At 68.2% G+C, this 15,022-nt stretch carries 14 protein-coding genes; 3 read left to right on the top strand and 11 right to left on the bottom strand.

Annotated elements, in window-relative coordinates; translation table 11 throughout:
• On the bottom strand, positions 1–852 hold the full coding sequence (locus HIV01_RS12440; RefSeq protein WP_200607548.1) for a glycosyltransferase family 2 protein: 852 nt from the start codon (positions 850–852) through the stop codon (positions 1–3).
• Positions 849–1,616 carry a glycosyltransferase family 2 protein gene (locus HIV01_RS12435; RefSeq protein WP_245156796.1) on the bottom strand — a complete coding sequence of 256 codons (768 nt, stop codon included), beginning with the start codon at positions 1,614–1,616 and terminating at the stop codon, positions 849–851. Before HIV01_RS12435 ends, HIV01_RS12440 begins: the two co-directional genes overlap by 4 nt.
• Positions 1,617–1,689: 73 nt before the next feature.
• Between HIV01_RS12435 and HIV01_RS12430 the strand changes: the two genes are divergently transcribed.
• Positions 1,690–2,742, top strand: a complete 1,053-nt coding sequence (locus HIV01_RS12430) for a CDP-glycerol glycerophosphotransferase family protein (protein ID WP_200608511.1) — start codon at positions 1,690–1,692, stop codon at positions 2,740–2,742.
• Between the two features lie 19 nt (positions 2,743–2,761).
• On the opposite strand, the gene HIV01_RS12425 is transcribed toward HIV01_RS12430, so the two are convergent.
• From HIV01_RS12425 to HIV01_RS12415, 3 genes are all read right to left on the bottom strand, one after another.
• Positions 2,762–4,261: a PH domain-containing protein gene (locus tag HIV01_RS12425; protein ID WP_200607546.1), complete on the bottom strand. Its 1,500-nt coding sequence runs from the start codon at positions 4,259–4,261 to the stop codon at positions 2,762–2,764.
• A 27-nt stretch (positions 4,262–4,288) separates the two neighbouring features.
• Positions 4,289–4,804 (bottom strand): PH domain-containing protein, encoded by a 516-nt coding sequence (locus HIV01_RS12420; protein WP_200607545.1) that lies wholly within the window; start codon positions 4,802–4,804, stop codon positions 4,289–4,291.
• 66 nt (positions 4,805–4,870) lie between these two features.
• Positions 4,871–5,824 carry a lauroyl acyltransferase gene (locus HIV01_RS12415; RefSeq protein ID WP_200607543.1) on the bottom strand — a complete coding sequence of 318 codons (954 nt, stop codon included), beginning with the start codon at positions 5,822–5,824 and terminating at the stop codon, positions 4,871–4,873.
• Positions 5,825–5,929: 105 nt separating this feature from the next.
• Here HIV01_RS12415 and dtd point away from each other — a divergent pair, with 105 nt between their 5' ends.
• Both dtd and rpoD read left to right on the top strand, forming a co-directional pair.
• The gene (gene dtd / locus HIV01_RS12410) at positions 5,930–6,370 is read left to right on the top strand and encodes a D-aminoacyl-tRNA deacylase (protein WP_200607542.1); all 441 of its coding nucleotides are present in this window, start codon (positions 5,930–5,932) and stop codon (positions 6,368–6,370) included.
• Positions 6,371–6,442: 72 nt separating this feature from the next.
• The gene (gene rpoD / locus HIV01_RS12405; protein ID WP_200607540.1) at positions 6,443–8,299 is read left to right on the top strand and encodes an RNA polymerase sigma factor RpoD; all 1,857 of its coding nucleotides are present in this window, start codon (positions 6,443–6,445) and stop codon (positions 8,297–8,299) included.
• Between the two features lie 110 nt (positions 8,300–8,409).
• On the opposite strand, the gene HIV01_RS12400 is transcribed toward rpoD, so the two are convergent.
• The 6 genes from HIV01_RS12400 to HIV01_RS12375 all read right to left on the bottom strand — a co-directional run bounded on the left by HIV01_RS12400 (position 8,410) and on the right by HIV01_RS12375 (position 14,848).
• On the bottom strand, positions 8,410–8,793 hold the full coding sequence (locus HIV01_RS12400) for a nuclear transport factor 2 family protein (RefSeq protein WP_200607538.1): 384 nt from the start codon (positions 8,791–8,793) through the stop codon (positions 8,410–8,412).
• Positions 8,794–8,867: 74 nt separating this feature from the next.
• The gene (locus HIV01_RS12395) at positions 8,868–10,253 is read right to left on the bottom strand and encodes a glycoside hydrolase family 47 protein (RefSeq protein WP_200607536.1); all 1,386 of its coding nucleotides are present in this window, start codon (positions 10,251–10,253) and stop codon (positions 8,868–8,870) included.
• A 14-nt stretch (positions 10,254–10,267) separates the two neighbouring features.
• Positions 10,268–11,506, bottom strand: coding sequence for an AGE family epimerase/isomerase (locus tag HIV01_RS12390; RefSeq protein ID WP_200607534.1), 1,239 nt, complete (start codon positions 11,504–11,506; stop codon positions 10,268–10,270).
• Positions 11,503–12,510 (bottom strand): carbohydrate kinase family protein, encoded by a 1,008-nt coding sequence (locus HIV01_RS12385; protein ID WP_200607532.1) that lies wholly within the window; start codon positions 12,508–12,510, stop codon positions 11,503–11,505. The genes HIV01_RS12390 and HIV01_RS12385 overlap by 4 nt, the downstream gene beginning before the upstream one ends.
• Complete coding sequence (locus HIV01_RS12380; protein WP_200607530.1) at positions 12,507–13,802, bottom strand: sugar MFS transporter; 1,296 nt, start codon at positions 13,800–13,802, stop codon at positions 12,507–12,509. Before HIV01_RS12380 ends, HIV01_RS12385 begins: the two co-directional genes overlap by 4 nt.
• Positions 13,799–14,848, bottom strand: coding sequence for a LacI family DNA-binding transcriptional regulator (locus HIV01_RS12375; RefSeq protein WP_200607528.1), 1,050 nt, complete (start codon positions 14,846–14,848; stop codon positions 13,799–13,801). The genes HIV01_RS12380 and HIV01_RS12375 overlap by 4 nt, the downstream gene beginning before the upstream one ends.
• Between the last annotated feature and the right edge of the window lie 174 nt (positions 14,849–15,022).

The raw sequence follows: 15,022 nt of genomic DNA, 5'->3' as shown, positions 1-15,022 counted from the left end.
TCAGCCGGCGCGCAGGTCGGGCAGGGGATGCGCGGCGAACTCGGCGATGTGCCGGTCCAGTCCCTGCGGGCTGCGCACGCGGCCAGTGGCGCGGGTTTCGGCGAGCAGCCCGTCGTTGGGACTCGCGCCTTCCTCGTGCCGCTCCGGGTGATACAGGTGCGTGGCCAGTCCGGCGAAGCGCAGCGAACGGCGCTCCAGTCCGGCATGGAATGCGCGCACGGCCAGATCCTTGTCCTCGCGGCCCCAGCCTTCGAAACGCTCGTCGAAGCCGTTGAGCATCACCAGGTCGTCGCGCCACCAGCCCTGGTTGCAGGTCTTGATCGCGCTTTCGCTCTGGCCGCGCGTGCTGCGCAGTGACAGCGCCGCCAGCGGCGGAATCCGCAGCGTGTGACGGCGGCGGGTGAGGCCGCTGTCGAAGAAGCCCAGTTGGGAAACTTCATGCCTGAGCAGCCGGTCGCGACCTTCCTCGTCGGTCAGCACGCGCATGCCCTGGACGAAGCTGCCGCGTTCGGCGGCATGCAGGTGGTCGGCGACGAACATCGGGTGCGGCAGCATGTCGCCGTCGAGCAGCAGCACGTAGTCGCCGCTGGTCGCGGCGATGGCGCGGTTGCGCGCGAGCGAGACGCGGAAGCCGCGGTCCTCGATCCAGCTGTGCCGCAGTGGCACCGGGAAGGCGGGCGCGATGCGTTCGAGCATGGCGCGGGTGTCGTCACGCGAACCGTCGTCGGCGACGACGACTTCGCAGGGCAGCGTGTGCTGGCGTGCGAGCGCTTCAAGCGCCAGTTCCAGCGCCTGCGGCCAGTTGTAGGTGGTGATGACGACGCTGGCGCGCGCCGGGGCATTGGCGTTCATCGGTCTGGTCCACTCACCGGCTGCCCGTTCTGCAGCATCCACAGCATGATCGTCTTCTGTCGAACGTAGTTGGCGCGGACGTAGGCGTAGACCAGGCCGTGCCAGCCGTCGCGGAAGCCGCCGCGCAGCAGGTAGCCGCGCCAGAACCGCCACGCCGGCGACAGCACCAGGCCGGTCAGCGTCGCCCGCTTGCCGCGGGCGAAGTCGTGCTCGGCCATCATCCGCGCGTAGCGCTGGGTCTTGAGCAGCTGCTGTTCGAGCGAGCGGTAGGGGTAGTGGATCAGGTCGCCGCCAATCGTCCGCACCGGGCCGTCGACGCTGGCGGCCTCGTGCACCTCGCGCGTGCCGCGCCAGCCGCCGCGGCGGCGGTCGAACAGGCGCAGGACCCGGTCGGGGTAGGCGTTGCCATGGCGCAGGAACTTGCCGAAGTACTCGCTCAGGCGGGCGAAGCGATAGCCGGCGGCATCGCCGAACGCCGTCGCGCGCTCGGTCTCGATCGAGGTGCGCAGGGCATCGCTGACGCGCTCGTCGGCATCCAGGCACAGCACCCAGTCATGCGCGGCCTGCTCGATGGCGAACTGCTTCTGGCTGCGGAAACCGTCGAACGGGCGCTGGATCACGCGGGCGCCGAGGTCGCGGGCGATCTGCGCGGTGGCGTCGGTGGAATGCGAGTCGACCACGACGACCTCGTCGCAGAACGCCAGGGAGGCGATGCAGTCGCCGATGCGGTCGGCCTCGTTGAACGCGATAATGCATGCTGACAACGGGCATGCTGACGGTGACGCCTGCTGCGTCCTGCCCGGCGTGTCCTGCGTCGATGGCGTATTCGAGGAAGCGTTGATGGCCGATTACCTGTTGTTCGCGAGCGAACGCTATGCGCTGCCCATCCTGCAACCGCTGGCGCAGGCGCTGCAAGCAGCGGGGCACGGCGTACACGCCTGGTTCGTCGACGGCGCCGCCGGCGCCGAACTGCCGGCGCCGGTGCGAATGATAGGCCTGCACGAGGCGGTCGCGCTGAAACCGCGCGCGGTGTTCAGCGCCGCCAACTGGGTGCCGCCCTTCGTTTCCGGCGCCAAGGTGCAGCTGTTCCATGGCTTCAATGTCGAGAAGCGCTCGGACGAGCGCGGCCATTTCCGCGTGCGCGGGCTGTTCGACCTGTACTGCACGCAGGGTCCGGCGACGACGGCGCCGTTCCGGGCGCTGGCGGCGCAGGCCGGGCACTTCGCCGTGGTCGAGACCGGCTGGCCCAAGCTCGATCCGCTGTTCCGCGATGACGAAGGTGCCTCGGCGGCCCTGCGCGCGCCGGCAGGTTCGCGACCGGTGGTGATGTTCGCCTCCACTTTCACCGAACGCCTGAGCGCGGCCCCGCACCTGTTCGACGCGATCGCCGCGGAAGTGGCCAGGGGCGACCGCTACTGGCTGCTGACCCTGCATCCCAAGTGCCCGCCGGAACTGTTCGCGCGCTATCGCTCGCTGGCCGGTGCCAATGCGGCGTTCTTCGAAACCGAGCAGCTGGTCGCCGCGCAGCGCGCCGCCGACGTGCTGCTGGCCGACACGACCTCGGTGGTGTCGGAGTTCGTCGTGCAGCGCAAGCCGGTGGTGACTTTCCGCAATCGCGCGCCCAAGCCGCACATGCTCGACTTCGACGACCCGGCACAGCTGCCGCAGATGCTCGAGCGCGCCTTCGCGCCGGAGCCGTCGCTGCTCGCCGCGTTGTCGGCCTACGCCGATTCGATCCATCCCTACCGCGACGGCCGCTCGTCCACGCGCGTGATCGCCGCGACCGAGGCGCTGCTCAACGGCGAGCTCGGCACGCTGCGGCGCAAGCCGCTGTCATCGTGGTGGCGCGCGCTGCAGATCCGCCGCGAGCTGGGCTACTGGCGACCCTGAGCCGCCGCCCGAACCGCGATCACCAGCGCAGCGGCCGCTGCGCCAGCGTGCGCGACAGCCGCGCATACAGTTCCCGCGCCTGCGCCTCGGGCAGGAAGCGCACGCGCAACGGCGGCGCCAGTGCGCCGGCGCCGCTGGTGTCCATCCACAGCGTGGCCGTGCCGCAGCGGCGGTCGATCGGCGAACGCGTCAGCTGCAGGGCCTGCAGCTTGTCGATCTCGGCGAAGCGCCAATGCCGGTTCCACCAGCCTTCGCGCACCGCGATGATGTCCTCGCCGACGGCGTACGCGGCCCGCTGCGCGCGCCGGCGCGCCTTGTACGCCGACCACGGCAGCCACAGCAGGACCAGCAGGCCCCACGCGCCGAAGCGCACGCACAGCACCGCCGACACGATCAGCACGAACGGCACCGATGGCAGGAACAGCCGCCACCAGCTCGACGCCGGCAACGGATTCCACGTCAGCTGCAGCCAGTCCGCGCGCGGCAGCAGGTGTTCGATCAGGCCGTCGCAGGCGGCCGGCGTCGCGATCGGGGCCAGCTCACGCAGTGCGCGCTGCTGCCGTCCATCCTCGGCCACCGCGGTATCGACCTCGAGGCTGCGGCGCTTGAGCAGGCGGTGCAGCATGCCTTCGCGCAGCGTCCAGGCCTGGATGCGCCGGCGCGAGGCGCTGGTGCGCCAGCGGGCGAGCAGGCCGCGCTCGACCGTGAGCCGGCGACCGTGCTCGCTCAACTGGAAACCGTAGTACTGCAGCAGCGACAGCATCATCGACAACAGCCGCAGCGCGCCGACCAGCACCGCGAACACCGCCAGCCCGGCGGCGGCATATTCGACCGGACCGAAACCTTGCTCGCCGGCGTAGCCGAACAGGCGCATGCCGAAGGCTTCGAACACGTTCGGGATGAGCTTGGGATTGAACTGCGCCGAGCCGGCGAACGCCGCACCCACCACGATCATGCCGCGGTTGGAGACCAGCCCCAGCCGCAGCACTTCGCCCAGCGGCAGGGTCAGCAGGGTGTGGGCAGCGGGCTCATCGACGACCGCATCGGCGGAAGGGGCGGCGCCACGACGTCGAACAAGTGCTTCCAATGCGAGCGCATCTTCGAGCTTGAGTACGCGCATCTGCGCCTCGGGCTTGGCGCCACCGGCCGATTCCAGGCGCACTTCGGCCACGCCGAACAGGCGGTGCAGCAACGACTGTTGCAGGGCGACGTTGTGGATGCGCGCGAACGGGATCACCCGCAGGCTGCGCTCGAGCAGGCCGCTGCGCACCACCAGGTGATCGCCGGCAACGCCGTAGCGGTAGGTGAAGTACTGCCACAGCGAGGTCACTACCAGCACGGCGACGCCGATCAGCGGCCACAGCTCGTTGCTGCCACCATTGTCAGAGCTGCCGCGACCGAAGAACAGCAGCACCGCCAACGGCACGATGAACTGCTTGAGCTGCTGCAGCAGCACGAACAGCCACGACATCGGATGCAGGCGGCGTTCGGGCTCGGTGGTGGTCACGGGTCCGTTCATGGGGTCGATCCGTGCGCGCGGCGACGGTTACTGGTCGTCATCGTGGTCGATCTGGCGGCCGAGGCGGTCGCGCAAGCGCTCTGCGTCGCCGGCATCCAGGTTCGGCACCGACACCGAGCTGTGGCGCGTGCCGGCGGTGTGCACCACCAGCGTCGCCAGGTTGCGCCGGCGCTGCAGCGGACCGCGCTTGAGGTCCAGGTGCTGCACGCGCGTGGCCGGTACCCGCGTCTCGCGCTGCCACAGGCGGCCGCGGCGCAGCCCCAGGCCGTCCTCGTCGAGGCGCCAGAAGGTGTGGCGGTACTGCTTCAGGCCGAGCCAGATGCCCAGCGCCAGACCTACGATCAGGCCCAGCGGGGCAAGCAGCGGCGACAGGTCGAAGACCCGGGTGAAGATGAACCCGCCGAACGCAAACGGGATCGCCACCGGCACCGTGCCCAGCAGGAACAGGGTGCGGGCGCGGGCGGGCAGGGGCTGCCATTCGGCGGCGGAATCGGCGCCGGTGGCTGGCGCGTCTTGAGGCGGGGCGTGCGGCAAGTCGGGCATGGGCATCCGTCAGCGGTCAGGCGTCGGCCGCGCCAGCGATGCCCGTGGTTCGACGGCGTCGCCCGGTCAGCGGTTCCAGTACGGGTTCTCTTCCCCAGAACCCGGCGGTCGCAGCGTATAGCGTTTGTAGGTCCACTGGTATTGCGCCGGGTCGCGGCGGGCGATGTGCTCGACTGCGGCGTTGAGCGCGGCCACGGCGACCTTCGGATCCGGATCGGCCATCGCCGCCGGTGCCGCCTCGATGTGCAGGGCGAAACCGGGATGGCCGGTGTGGGTGTCCACGCGCTCGCACCAGGCGAACAGCACGGTCGCGCCGGTACGCGCGGCGAGGCGGCCGAGCAGGGTCATCGTCAGCGCCTGCACGCCGAAGAACGGCGCGAACTCACCGTCGCCGGCCTTGGGTTGCTGGTCGGGCAGGATGCCGACCACGCCGCCGTCGTTGAGGCGCTTGAACAGCTGGCGGATCGCCGGCCCTTCGGCGCGGACTTGGGTGACGCGCTCGCCGTCGTTGCCAGCGTCGTGCCCGGCGTCGGCGTGCTCTGAATCAGCACGGACCAGGTTGAGGAACGCCTCGACCACCGCCGACTCCGGCGGCCGGTACAAGATCGCCAGCGGCGTGCGCCAGGCCAGCCACTGGTTGAGCAGCTCCCAGTTGCCGTGATGAGGGGCGGCGATGATCACGCCGCGGCCGGCCGCGATCGCCGCATCCATCAGTCCGGTGCCGTGCTGCTCGCGCAGCAGGCCGAGGTTCTCGGCGTGCGGGCGGGTCCACAGGCGCACGGTTTCCAGCACCTGGCGCGCGGTGGTGCGCAGGATCGCGCGGTGCAGCTCGTCGCGCTGCGCCGGCAGCAGGTCCGGGTAGGCCAACTCCAGGTTGATCCGCGCCACCCGGCTTTCGCGGACATCGCGCCAGCGCCACCACGCCGCCAGTGCATCGCCCAGGCGCAGCAGCCACGGCCAGGGCAGGCGGCCGAGCAGGGCGGCGGAGGCGTAGAGCAGGCGGGCGGCAAAGCCGGTCATGGCGAGGTTCGGCGAGGAGGAGGGGGCACCGCGAGCTTCCGCCCGGAGCGCGCATTAGGCTACAACAGCCCCCGAATCCCGCTTCCGACCGAGCCGACCAACCGCATGCTGGCCCTGATCCAACGCGTGACCGAGGCGGCCGTCCGGGTCGAAGGCGAAACTGTCGGTGCGATCGGCCCCGGCCTGCTGGCCCTGGTGGGCGTGGAGCCGGGCGATGGCGAAGCCCAGGCGCAGCGGATGGCCGAACGTCTGCTCGGATACCGTGTATTTGCCGACGAGGCCGGCCGAATGAATCTCGGTCTGGCGGACACCGGTGGCGGGTTGCTGCTGGTCAGCCAGTTCACCCTGGCGGCCGATACCCGCAGCGGCATGCGTCCGGGCTTCAGTACCGCCGCCGCGCCCGGGCTGGCTGAACCTTTGTTCAGCAGGCTGGTCGAAATTTGCAGGCAAAAACACACAGGGGGGCTGGAAACGGGGCGCTTCGGTGCCCATATGGTGATCAGCCTGGTCAACGACGGCCCGGTCACCTTCCTTCTCCGTTCCTGAGTCCGGCCCCGACCCCTCCGGCCTGATATACTGGAACGTTCCCAACCCTCTCATAGCGCGGTGGCGCAGCACATGGCCAACGAACGTCAGCCCCCCTCCTCCGATATCAAGCAGTTGATCAGCAAGGGCCTGGAGCAGGGCTACCTGACCTATGCCGAGGTCAACGATCACCTGCCCGACGACCTCGTCGATGCCGAGCAGATCGAAGACATCATCGGCATGATCAACGGCATGGGTATCGAGGTCCACGAAGTGGCCCCCGATGCCGAAACCCTGCTGCTCGCAGACGGCGGCACGGGCAACCGTGAAGTCGACGACACCGCCGCCGAAGAAGCTGCCGCAGCGCTGACCGCGCTCGACGGCGAAGGCGGTCGCACCACCGACCCGGTGCGCATGTACATGCGCGAAATGGGTACGGTCGAACTGCTTACCCGCGAAGGCGAAATCGCCATCGCCAAGCGCATCGAGGAAGGCCTGGGCCAGGTCCAGGCATCGCTGGGTATCTTCCCGGCGACCATCGCCTCGATTCTCGAAGACTACGAGCAGCACAAGGCGGGCAAGAAGCGCCTGGCTGAGATCATCGTCGGCTTCAACGATCACCTCGACGACGTGCCGGAACCGCCCGCGCCGGTCGTGGTGGTGGATCCCGACGCCGAAGTCGATGACGACGAGGAAGAAGCGCCCGTCGCCGAGGAAGCCGAAGAGGTCGTCAGCGGCCCGGATCCGGTCGAGGTCGCCGCGCGCATGGAAGCGTTGGCCGACCACTACAACAAGTTCCTCAAGGCACATGCCAAGCACGGTGCCGGCCACAAGACCGCGCTGAAGCTGCGCGAGGACATGGCCGCGGTGTTCGTCACCTTCAAGCTGCCGCTGCCGCTGACCGACGTGCTGGTGCGCAACCTGCGCGAGGTCGTCAACAAGATCAAGGACCACGAGCGTCGCATCCTCGACCTGTCCACGCGCGTCGCCAAGATGCCGCGCAAGGACTTCATCCGCGCCTGGGAAGGCAACCAGACCAATCTGGAGTGGGTGGACGAGCTGCTCAAGCGCAAGCAGAAGTGGTCGTCGGGCCTGCGTGACGTCAAGGACCAGATCATCTCCGAGCAGGAAGCCACGATCTCGGTCGAGACCGCATCGCTGCTGACCCTGGCCGACATCAAGGACATCTCCCGCCAGATGGCCTATGGCGAAGCCAAGGCGCGCAAGGCCAAGAAGGAAATGGTCGAGGCCAACCTGCGCCTGGTGATCTCGATCGCCAAGAAGTACACCAACCGCGGCCTGCAGTTCCTCGACCTGATCCAGGAAGGCAACATCGGCCTGATGAAGGCGGTCGACAAGTTCGAGTTCCGCCGCGGCTTCAAGTTCTCGACCTATGCGACCTGGTGGATCCGCCAGGCGATCACCCGCTCGATCGCCGACCAGGCGCGCACCATCCGTATCCCGGTGCACATGATCGAGACGATCAACAAGCTCAACCGCATCAGCCGCCAGATGCTGCAGCAGTACGGCCGCGAAGCGACTCCGGAAGAGCTGGCGAAAGAAATGGACATGCCGGAGGACAAGATCCGGAAGGTCATGAAGATCGCCAAGGAACCGATCTCGATGGAAACCCCGATCGGCGACGACGAGGATTCGCATCTGGGCGATTTCATCGAGGACACGAACATCGAGTCCCCGGTCGAGGCCACCACCAACATCAACCTGACCGAGACGGTCCGCGACGTGCTCGCCGGCCTGACCCCGAGGGAAGCCAAGGTGCTGCGCATGCGCTTCGGCATCGACATGAACACCGACCACACCCTCGAGGAAGTCGGCAAGCAGTTCGATGTCACCCGCGAGCGCATTCGCCAGATCGAAGCCAAGGCGCTGCGCAAGCTGCGTCACCCGAGCCGTTCGGAACAGCTGCGCAGCTTCCTCGACATCGATTGATCGGTTGTCGGTAAGCTGTGACGAAAAAGCCCCGCATTCGCGGGGCTTTTTTGTGGGTCGCGTCTACGGACTGGCGCCGGATCGGGTGCGCGCTTCAGGGTGCAGGCGCATCAAGCTGCTGGCGCCTCCACATCGTAGAAGAACTGCTCGTGCACGATCTTGCCGTCGCGCACCTGGTACACGCAGATCTCGCTCATGGCGATGCGGCCCGCGCCCTTGTAGGTCGCATCCACGCCCATGACGATGCTGAACCAACCGCCGGCGACAACGGGATCGGTGCACGTAACGCCATGGAATGCTTCAACGCTGTCGTGGAACTGATGGCTCTTTGCCCGGATGGCCGCCAGTCCCTTGACGTTGCCACCGGCGCCCTGCGGGGAGCCCTCCGGCTCGAGGCTCACCGCGTCGTCGGCGTAAAGCTCACTCTGGGCCTCTTCGAACTTGCCTGCCCTGCACAACTCGACCAGCCTTGCGGCCACCTGTTCGGTTTTCATCGTTCGTCTCCGGGGGAAAGAGACGAAAGACTACGCCCCGCCACTGTCAGGTTGTGTCAGCAGCGTGAGGATGGCTACTTCCAGGTCTTCCGCAGCGGATGCGCCTCGGTGTTGAGGACCACCTTGCCCGGATCGAGCGTCTGCGCTGGCGCGAACAGCAGGTAGAAATACTTGAACGTCTCGGCCAGCACGAAGCTCTCCATGTCGTCTTCCTTCTCCTTGGTCACCACGCTCTTGAGCGTGGCGAAGCCGGAGTCGGTGCGCGTGTAGCGGACGAAGTCCTCGAACATTTCTTGGCCCATCGCCTGGTACTGCTTGTCGCCGGTCAGGCGGTGCAGGTACCACGCCGATTCGATGATCTCCGGGCGCAGCGGGTAGCGCGGGTGCGTGACCTCACCCTTGCGGTAGTCGTACTGCTCCGGCTCGATGCCGTGCACGCGCCACATCGCGAACGACGATGCCTGCAAGCGGCGCGCGCGATCGACGTCGCCCGAGTACGCCAGAAGTCCCGGGTAGAACGCATCGAGTGCGCCATACAGGCTGCCAACGCGCTTGCCGGTGTTCATGTCGACGTGGCCGACCCACAGCGCGCCGTTGACCTCTTCCGGGTAGTAACGATTGGCCGCGGCGATGCTGGTCTTCCACATCGCCAGGCAGTCGCGGTCGCCGAACAGCTTCCAGCACTTCCACAGGTACTCGTAGTACGAGTCGATGCGGGCGCCGACATGGCTGCGCGGCTGCGTCCACTTGCCGTTCTCGACGTCGAAGCGCTCGCCGACCAGGCCGATCTTCGAGCGACGCTCGTAGGTGGCGACCAGCGCACGCTTGGCCTTCTCGTAGAACACCGGGTTGCCGGTGAGCTTGCTGAGCGTGCCGTACTCGAGCAGCAACGTGCCCGACTCGGCCGGGTTGCTGTCGTTGCCGTGGGCCTTGCCGGTGCGCAGGTTGACGTAGACGTAGGGCAGGCCGGTCGGCGAATCGAACGCCGGCAGCAGGCGCGTGCCGAGGTCCTCGGCCTGCTTGAGCAGGCGCTCGTCGCCGCTGAGCTGGTAGCCCGAGAGCAGGCCGCCGAGCAGGCGGATCACGATCTCGAAGTGCTTGACGTCGATGTCCTTGTCGAACGACAGCTGCGTGGCGATCAGCTCGCGTGCGTCGCGGGCTTCGTCGTCCAGGCCCATCAGGATCATCGTGTCGAGCGCGTCGACCGGCGTCATCAGCAGCGACTGGCCGTACCAGTCGTGCGGCGCGTTGCTCAGCGGCTTGAGGCCGTCATGGCCCCAGGCGTGCTGGCGGTAGCCGCGCCATGCGTGCAGGAACTCGGCCTTGACGCGCTCGGCGCTCTGCGCGGCCTGCGCCTGGGTAAGTACGGGCGGCGTCGCGGGTTTCTTCGGGGAGGGAGGAGCCGCGACGCCGACCGTGGGGAACAACAGGACACTCAGAAGCAGGGGACGAAGGTTCATCAGGCGAGCTTTCATCAGACAACAGGCTCCGGCGCGTGCGCGCGCAGCAGGTGGAGGACGTCGTAGCACGCGCCCATGGTGTGGTAGTCGGTCTTGCCGGCCGGGCTCTTCTCATCGCTGTACTTGCGGTTGTTGCGATCGAGGATGCGGTACCAGGCGCCGTGCTCGTGATCGATGAAGAAGCGCCACGAGTAATCCCACAGGCGCTGATACCAGTCCCAGTAGCGTGCATCGCCGCTGGCCTGTGCCAACCGCGCCGCCGCGGCGAGCGACTCGGCCTGCACCCAGAAGTACTTGTCGTGATCGCAGACCGGGTAACCGGCCTCGGGCGAGAAACCGTAGAACAGACCGCCCTGGCGCGAATCCCAGGAGGCAGCGCATGCGGTGTCGAACAGATGCGCCGCGCGCTCGCGCAACCACGGCGCGAAGACGCCGCGCTTGCGCAGGTGGCCATCGAGGATCAGCAGCAGCTTGCTCCACTCGGTCTGGTGGCCGGGCTGGAATCCCCACGGGCGGAACAGATGCTTGGGATCGTCGCGGTGGTAATCCCAGTCGATGTTCCAGTCGCGGTCGTAGTGTTCCCACACCAGGCCGCCGGCGTGCGCGGCCTGGCGACGCGTCATGTGGTCGGCCAGCATCAGCGCCCGTTCGAGGTAGCGCGACTGGCCGCTGGCTTCGAACGCGGCCAGCATCGCCTCGCACATGTGCATGTTGGCGTTCTGTCCGCGGTAACCGGAGAAGTTCCAGTCGGCGTCGGCCTCGTCGAGGTAGAGCCCGTGCGCCGATTCCCAGTAGCGCGATTCCAGCAGATCCCAGGTCTCGTCCATCCACGGCGCGGCCTCGCTGATGCCGGCCTTGAGCGCGGTGGAGTAGGCAAGCAGCACGAAGGCGACGCCGTAGCAGTGGTTGGTGCGGTCCTCGGCGACGCCGTCGCGGATGGTCCAGGCATAACCGCCGCTGCGCGGGTCGCGGTGGACTTCGCGCAGGTAGCGCAGGCCATGGCGGGCCACGTCCAGGTACTCGGCATTGCCGAACTCGCGCGCTGCCATCGCGTAGTTGAAGACGAAGCGCGTGCTGCTGACCAGATGCCGGTGGGAGGCATCGTAGACGCTGCCGTCGTCGCGGAAGTAGTGGAAGAAACCGCCCTGTGGATCGATCGCGCGCGGGTGGTAGAACGCCATCGTCTCGGCGATGTGCGAACGCAGGAAGTCCTGGCTGCGGTAGTCAGGCGATGAAGGGGGGATGCGGCTCATGGTTCCGTCCGTGAAATGGGGCGCAGCAGTTGATCGAGGTCGTCGCGGCCGGGCATCGCCGCGAACGCGCCGTGGCGCGTGGTCGCCAGCGCGCCGCCGGCCGCGGCGTGCCGGAGTGCATCGGTGAGTGCGACGCGGTCGTCGAGCAGCGTCACCAGCGAGTCGACGCCGGCACCGCGTTCGACCAGGCGATGCAGCAGCGCGCCGACGAAGGCGTCACCGGCCGCCGTGGTGTCGATCACCGTGACGGCGAAAGTCGGCGCCACGCCATCGGCATCGCGCGTGAACCAGCGCACCGGCTGGCTGCCGTCGGTGATGAGGACGCACTTGGCATGCCCCTGCCACAGGCGGCGCAACATCGCCTTCTCGTCGCCGGCGCGGCGGATCAGGAAGTCGGCCTCGCTGCGGCACAGCTTCACCAGGTCTGCCTGCGCGAGTGCATCCCACAGGCGTGGCGCCGGGTCGACGCCTTCCGGCCACAGCGACGGACGCAGGTTCAGGTCCATGCTGACCATCGCGCCGGCCTCGCGCGCCAGGCGCATGCCGGCGAGCGTGGTGTCGGCGATGTCCGCCTCGGTGAGGCTGTTGGAGCACACGTGCAGCACGGCCGCGTCGTCGAAGCAGGCCGGATCGAAGTGTTCTTCGCGGAACAGCAGGTCGGCCGCCGGCGGGCGGTAGAAGCTGAAGCTGCGTTCGCCGTCTGCGTCCAGCGATACGAACGCCAGGGCCGTGCGCGCCGCCGACGTGTGCACGGTGTAACTCGTGTCGACGCCCATCGCGCGCAGCTGCGACATCAGGAACTCGCCGAACATGTCCGCGCCGAGCATGCCGACGAAGCGCGCGTTGCCGCCCAGCCGCGCCACGGCGGCGGCGACATTGGCCGGAGCACCGCCGGCGTACTCGGCGAACTGGCGCGGCTGCCCAGCCACCGCCGGCACCGCGAGGAAATCGATCAGCGCCTCGCCGAAGCAGGCGATCGCGGTGCGGCCCTGCGTCGCGCTCATGGCGTGCTCACTGCCGGTTCCAGCACCGGCACCGGCTCGCGCCGCGCACCACGGAAGCCGTACCAGGCGACGTAGACGTAGCACAGCAGCGGCAGCACGAACGCGTGCTGGATGCCGATGCGATCGGCCAACACGCCCTGAAGCAACGGCACCACCGCGCCACCAACGATGGCCATCACCAGCAGGCTCGACGCCTTGCTGGTCAGCGGGCCCAGGCCTTCGATGCCGAGGGTGAAGATGGTCGGGAACATGATCGAGTTGAACAGGCCGATGGCAATCACGCTCCACATCGCGACCGGGCCGCCGGTGGCGATGGTGGTCGCCAGCAGCGCCATCGCGACGATCGCGAACAGGCCCAACAGGATCCGCGGTTCAATCTTGCGCAGCAGCAGCGAACCGATGAAGCGGCCGACCATCGCCGCGCCCCAGTAATAGGACACGTACTTGGCCGCGGCCGACTCGTCCATCGCGCCGATGCCCGGGCTGGCGATGTAGTTGATCAGGAAGCTGCCGATGGCGACCTCGGCGCCGACGTAGACGAAGATCGCGACCACGCCCAGGCGCAGGTGGCGATGGCGCAAGGCTTCGCTGAAGGTGTGGACCTTGTGGTCGGCGCCCTCTGTCGCTTCGCTCAGCGTCGGCAGGCGGAACAGCAGCACGAACGCCGCCAGCGCGAACAGGCCCACGGCCAGCCCGAGGTAGGGCAGCTGCACCGATTCGGCCTGGGCGATGCGGTAGGCGGTCTGTTCGGCCACCGGCATCTGCGCCAGCTCGGCGCCGCCGATCACCGCGACCGACAGGATCAGCGGACCGATCAATGCCGGCGCGATCGCATGGCCGAACGAATTCAACGCCTGCGCCAGCGTCAGCCGGCTCGACGCACTCTGCGCATCGCCGAGCAGCGCGATGTACGGATTGGCCGAGACCTGCAGCAGCGTGATGCCGCTCGCAAGCACGTACAGCGCGAACAGGAACAACGGGTACGACGGGATCCTGGCGGCCGGGAAGAACGCCAGCGCGCCGATGCCGGCCACGACCAGGCCGATCACGATGCTGCGCTTGTAGCCGAAGCGTGCCACGACCTTGCCGGCCGGCAGCGACATCACCAGGTACGTGCTGAAGAAGGTGAACTGGATCAGCATCGTCTGCGCGTAGTTCATCGCGAACACGGCTTTCAGGTGCGGGATCAGCACGTCGTTGAGGCTGGTCAGCGCGCCCCAGGTGAAGAAGATCGTGGTCAGCACCGCGATGGCGGTGGTGGGCGACGAGGTCGATTGATGGTTTCGCATCATGCGGTGGTTCCGCCCTGGGGTTGCGTGGTGGTGCTGCTGGCGCGGACCTGCAATTGCACGGGTGCGACGACGGTGGCGGCCGTGGCGGACGGGTCGCGCAATCGTTGCAGGATCAGCTCGGCCGCCTGGCGCCCGCGCGCGCGCGGGTCGACGGCAATGGTGGTCAGCGGCGGCGCGCTGACGGCGGCTTCGGGGATGTCGTCGAAGCCGGTGAGGGCGAAGTCCTGCCCGGCGCGACGGCCGCGCGTGGCCAGTCCTGCCATCAATCCCAGCGCGACCGCATCGTTGTAGCAAACCGCCGCCGTCGGCGCGGGATCGCGCACGAACAACGCGCCAGTCTGCCGTGCCGCTTCCAGGCGCGTCGGCGCACATTCGACCAGCCACTGCGGCTCGGGCGTGACGCCGGCCGCGATCAGCGCCTCGCGATAGCCCTCGCGACGCTGATGGCACGAACTGGAATCCTGGTGCCCGCCGAAGAAGGCGATGCGGCGATGGCCCTGCGCCAGCAGGTGCTCGGTGGCGATGCGCGCACCGCGCACGTTGTCGAGCGAAAGGAAATCCCAGTCGGCGCCAAGCTCGCGGTTGAACACCAGCGTCGGCGTATGCACGCCGAGCAGTCCACGCAGTCGCGCACCGTCGCTGCCCTCGGCGGGCGAGAGGATGATGCCGGCCGGGTCGTGTTCGAGCAGCGAGGCGAGCACCGTCTGCTGGCGCTCGGCCGACTCGCCGGTGCTGCCGAGCAGGGTGACGTAGCCGGCCGCGGCCAGGGCTTCGTCGACGCCCGCCGCGAACTCGGCGAAGAACGGGTTGGACAGGTCGTTGATGACCAGCGCCACGGTCGAGGACACGTTGCGGCGCAGGTTGGCGGCGCCGCGGTGATAGACGTAGCGCTGGCGCTTGAGCTCGGCCTCGACCCGCGCCCGCGTCTCGGCATTGACCAGCGGGCTGCCGCGCAGGACCAGCGAGATCGTCGCCCGCGACAGGTCGCAGGCGCTGGCGATGTCGGCGAGGGTTACCCGGGCGCGGGTACGCACCGGTGGGGTCATCGCGGAAGTCCGGAGGGCATCTGGCTGAATTTGGATCGTTCTAAATTGTGCACATCCTGCGCCCGGGGCCGGGATGGCGCATTCTGCACCGCAGCATGAACTTGGGCGTGGTCGCGTGCTAGGTTGCGGCGGTTTAGAACGATCCAAATTTCCCTCCGCCAGCGCTGCGGACCC

Source organism: Lysobacter arenosi (genome assembly GCF_016613475.2).
GTDB lineage: Bacteria > Pseudomonadota > Gammaproteobacteria > Xanthomonadales > Xanthomonadaceae > Lysobacter_J > Lysobacter_J arenosi.
Note: the sequence above shows the minus strand (reverse complement) of the source record. Positions and strands in the feature narration are given on the sequence as shown.

Bases quoted from the DNA above. Each gene is read 5' to 3' on its own strand.
- dtd (WP_200607542.1), top strand. From the start codon at position 5,930: ATGCTGGCCCTGATCCAACGCGTGACCGAGGCGGCCGTCCGGGTCGAA.
- HIV01_RS12380 (WP_200607530.1), bottom strand. From the start codon at position 13,802: ATGATGCGAAACCATCAATCGACCTCGTCGCCCACCACCGCCATCGCG.
- HIV01_RS12390 (WP_200607534.1), bottom strand. From the start codon at position 11,506: ATGAGCCGCATCCCCCCTTCATCGCCTGACTACCGCAGCCAGGACTTC.
- HIV01_RS12415 (WP_200607543.1), bottom strand. From the start codon at position 5,824: ATGACCGGCTTTGCCGCCCGCCTGCTCTACGCCTCCGCCGCCCTGCTC.
- HIV01_RS12385 (WP_200607532.1), bottom strand. From the start codon at position 12,510: ATGAGCGCGACGCAGGGCCGCACCGCGATCGCCTGCTTCGGCGAGGCG.
- HIV01_RS12395 (WP_200607536.1), bottom strand. From the start codon at position 10,253: ATGAACCTTCGTCCCCTGCTTCTGAGTGTCCTGTTGTTCCCCACGGTC.
- HIV01_RS12400 (WP_200607538.1), bottom strand. From the start codon at position 8,793: ATGAAAACCGAACAGGTGGCCGCAAGGCTGGTCGAGTTGTGCAGGGCA.
- HIV01_RS12425 (WP_200607546.1), bottom strand. From the start codon at position 4,261: ATGAACGGACCCGTGACCACCACCGAGCCCGAACGCCGCCTGCATCCG.
- HIV01_RS12440 (WP_200607548.1), bottom strand. From the start codon at position 852: ATGAACGCCAATGCCCCGGCGCGCGCCAGCGTCGTCATCACCACCTAC.
- HIV01_RS12420 (WP_200607545.1), bottom strand. From the start codon at position 4,804: ATGCCCGACTTGCCGCACGCCCCGCCTCAAGACGCGCCAGCCACCGGC.
- rpoD (WP_200607540.1), top strand. From the start codon at position 6,443: ATGGCCAACGAACGTCAGCCCCCCTCCTCCGATATCAAGCAGTTGATC.
- HIV01_RS12375 (WP_200607528.1), bottom strand. From the start codon at position 14,848: ATGACCCCACCGGTGCGTACCCGCGCCCGGGTAACCCTCGCCGACATC.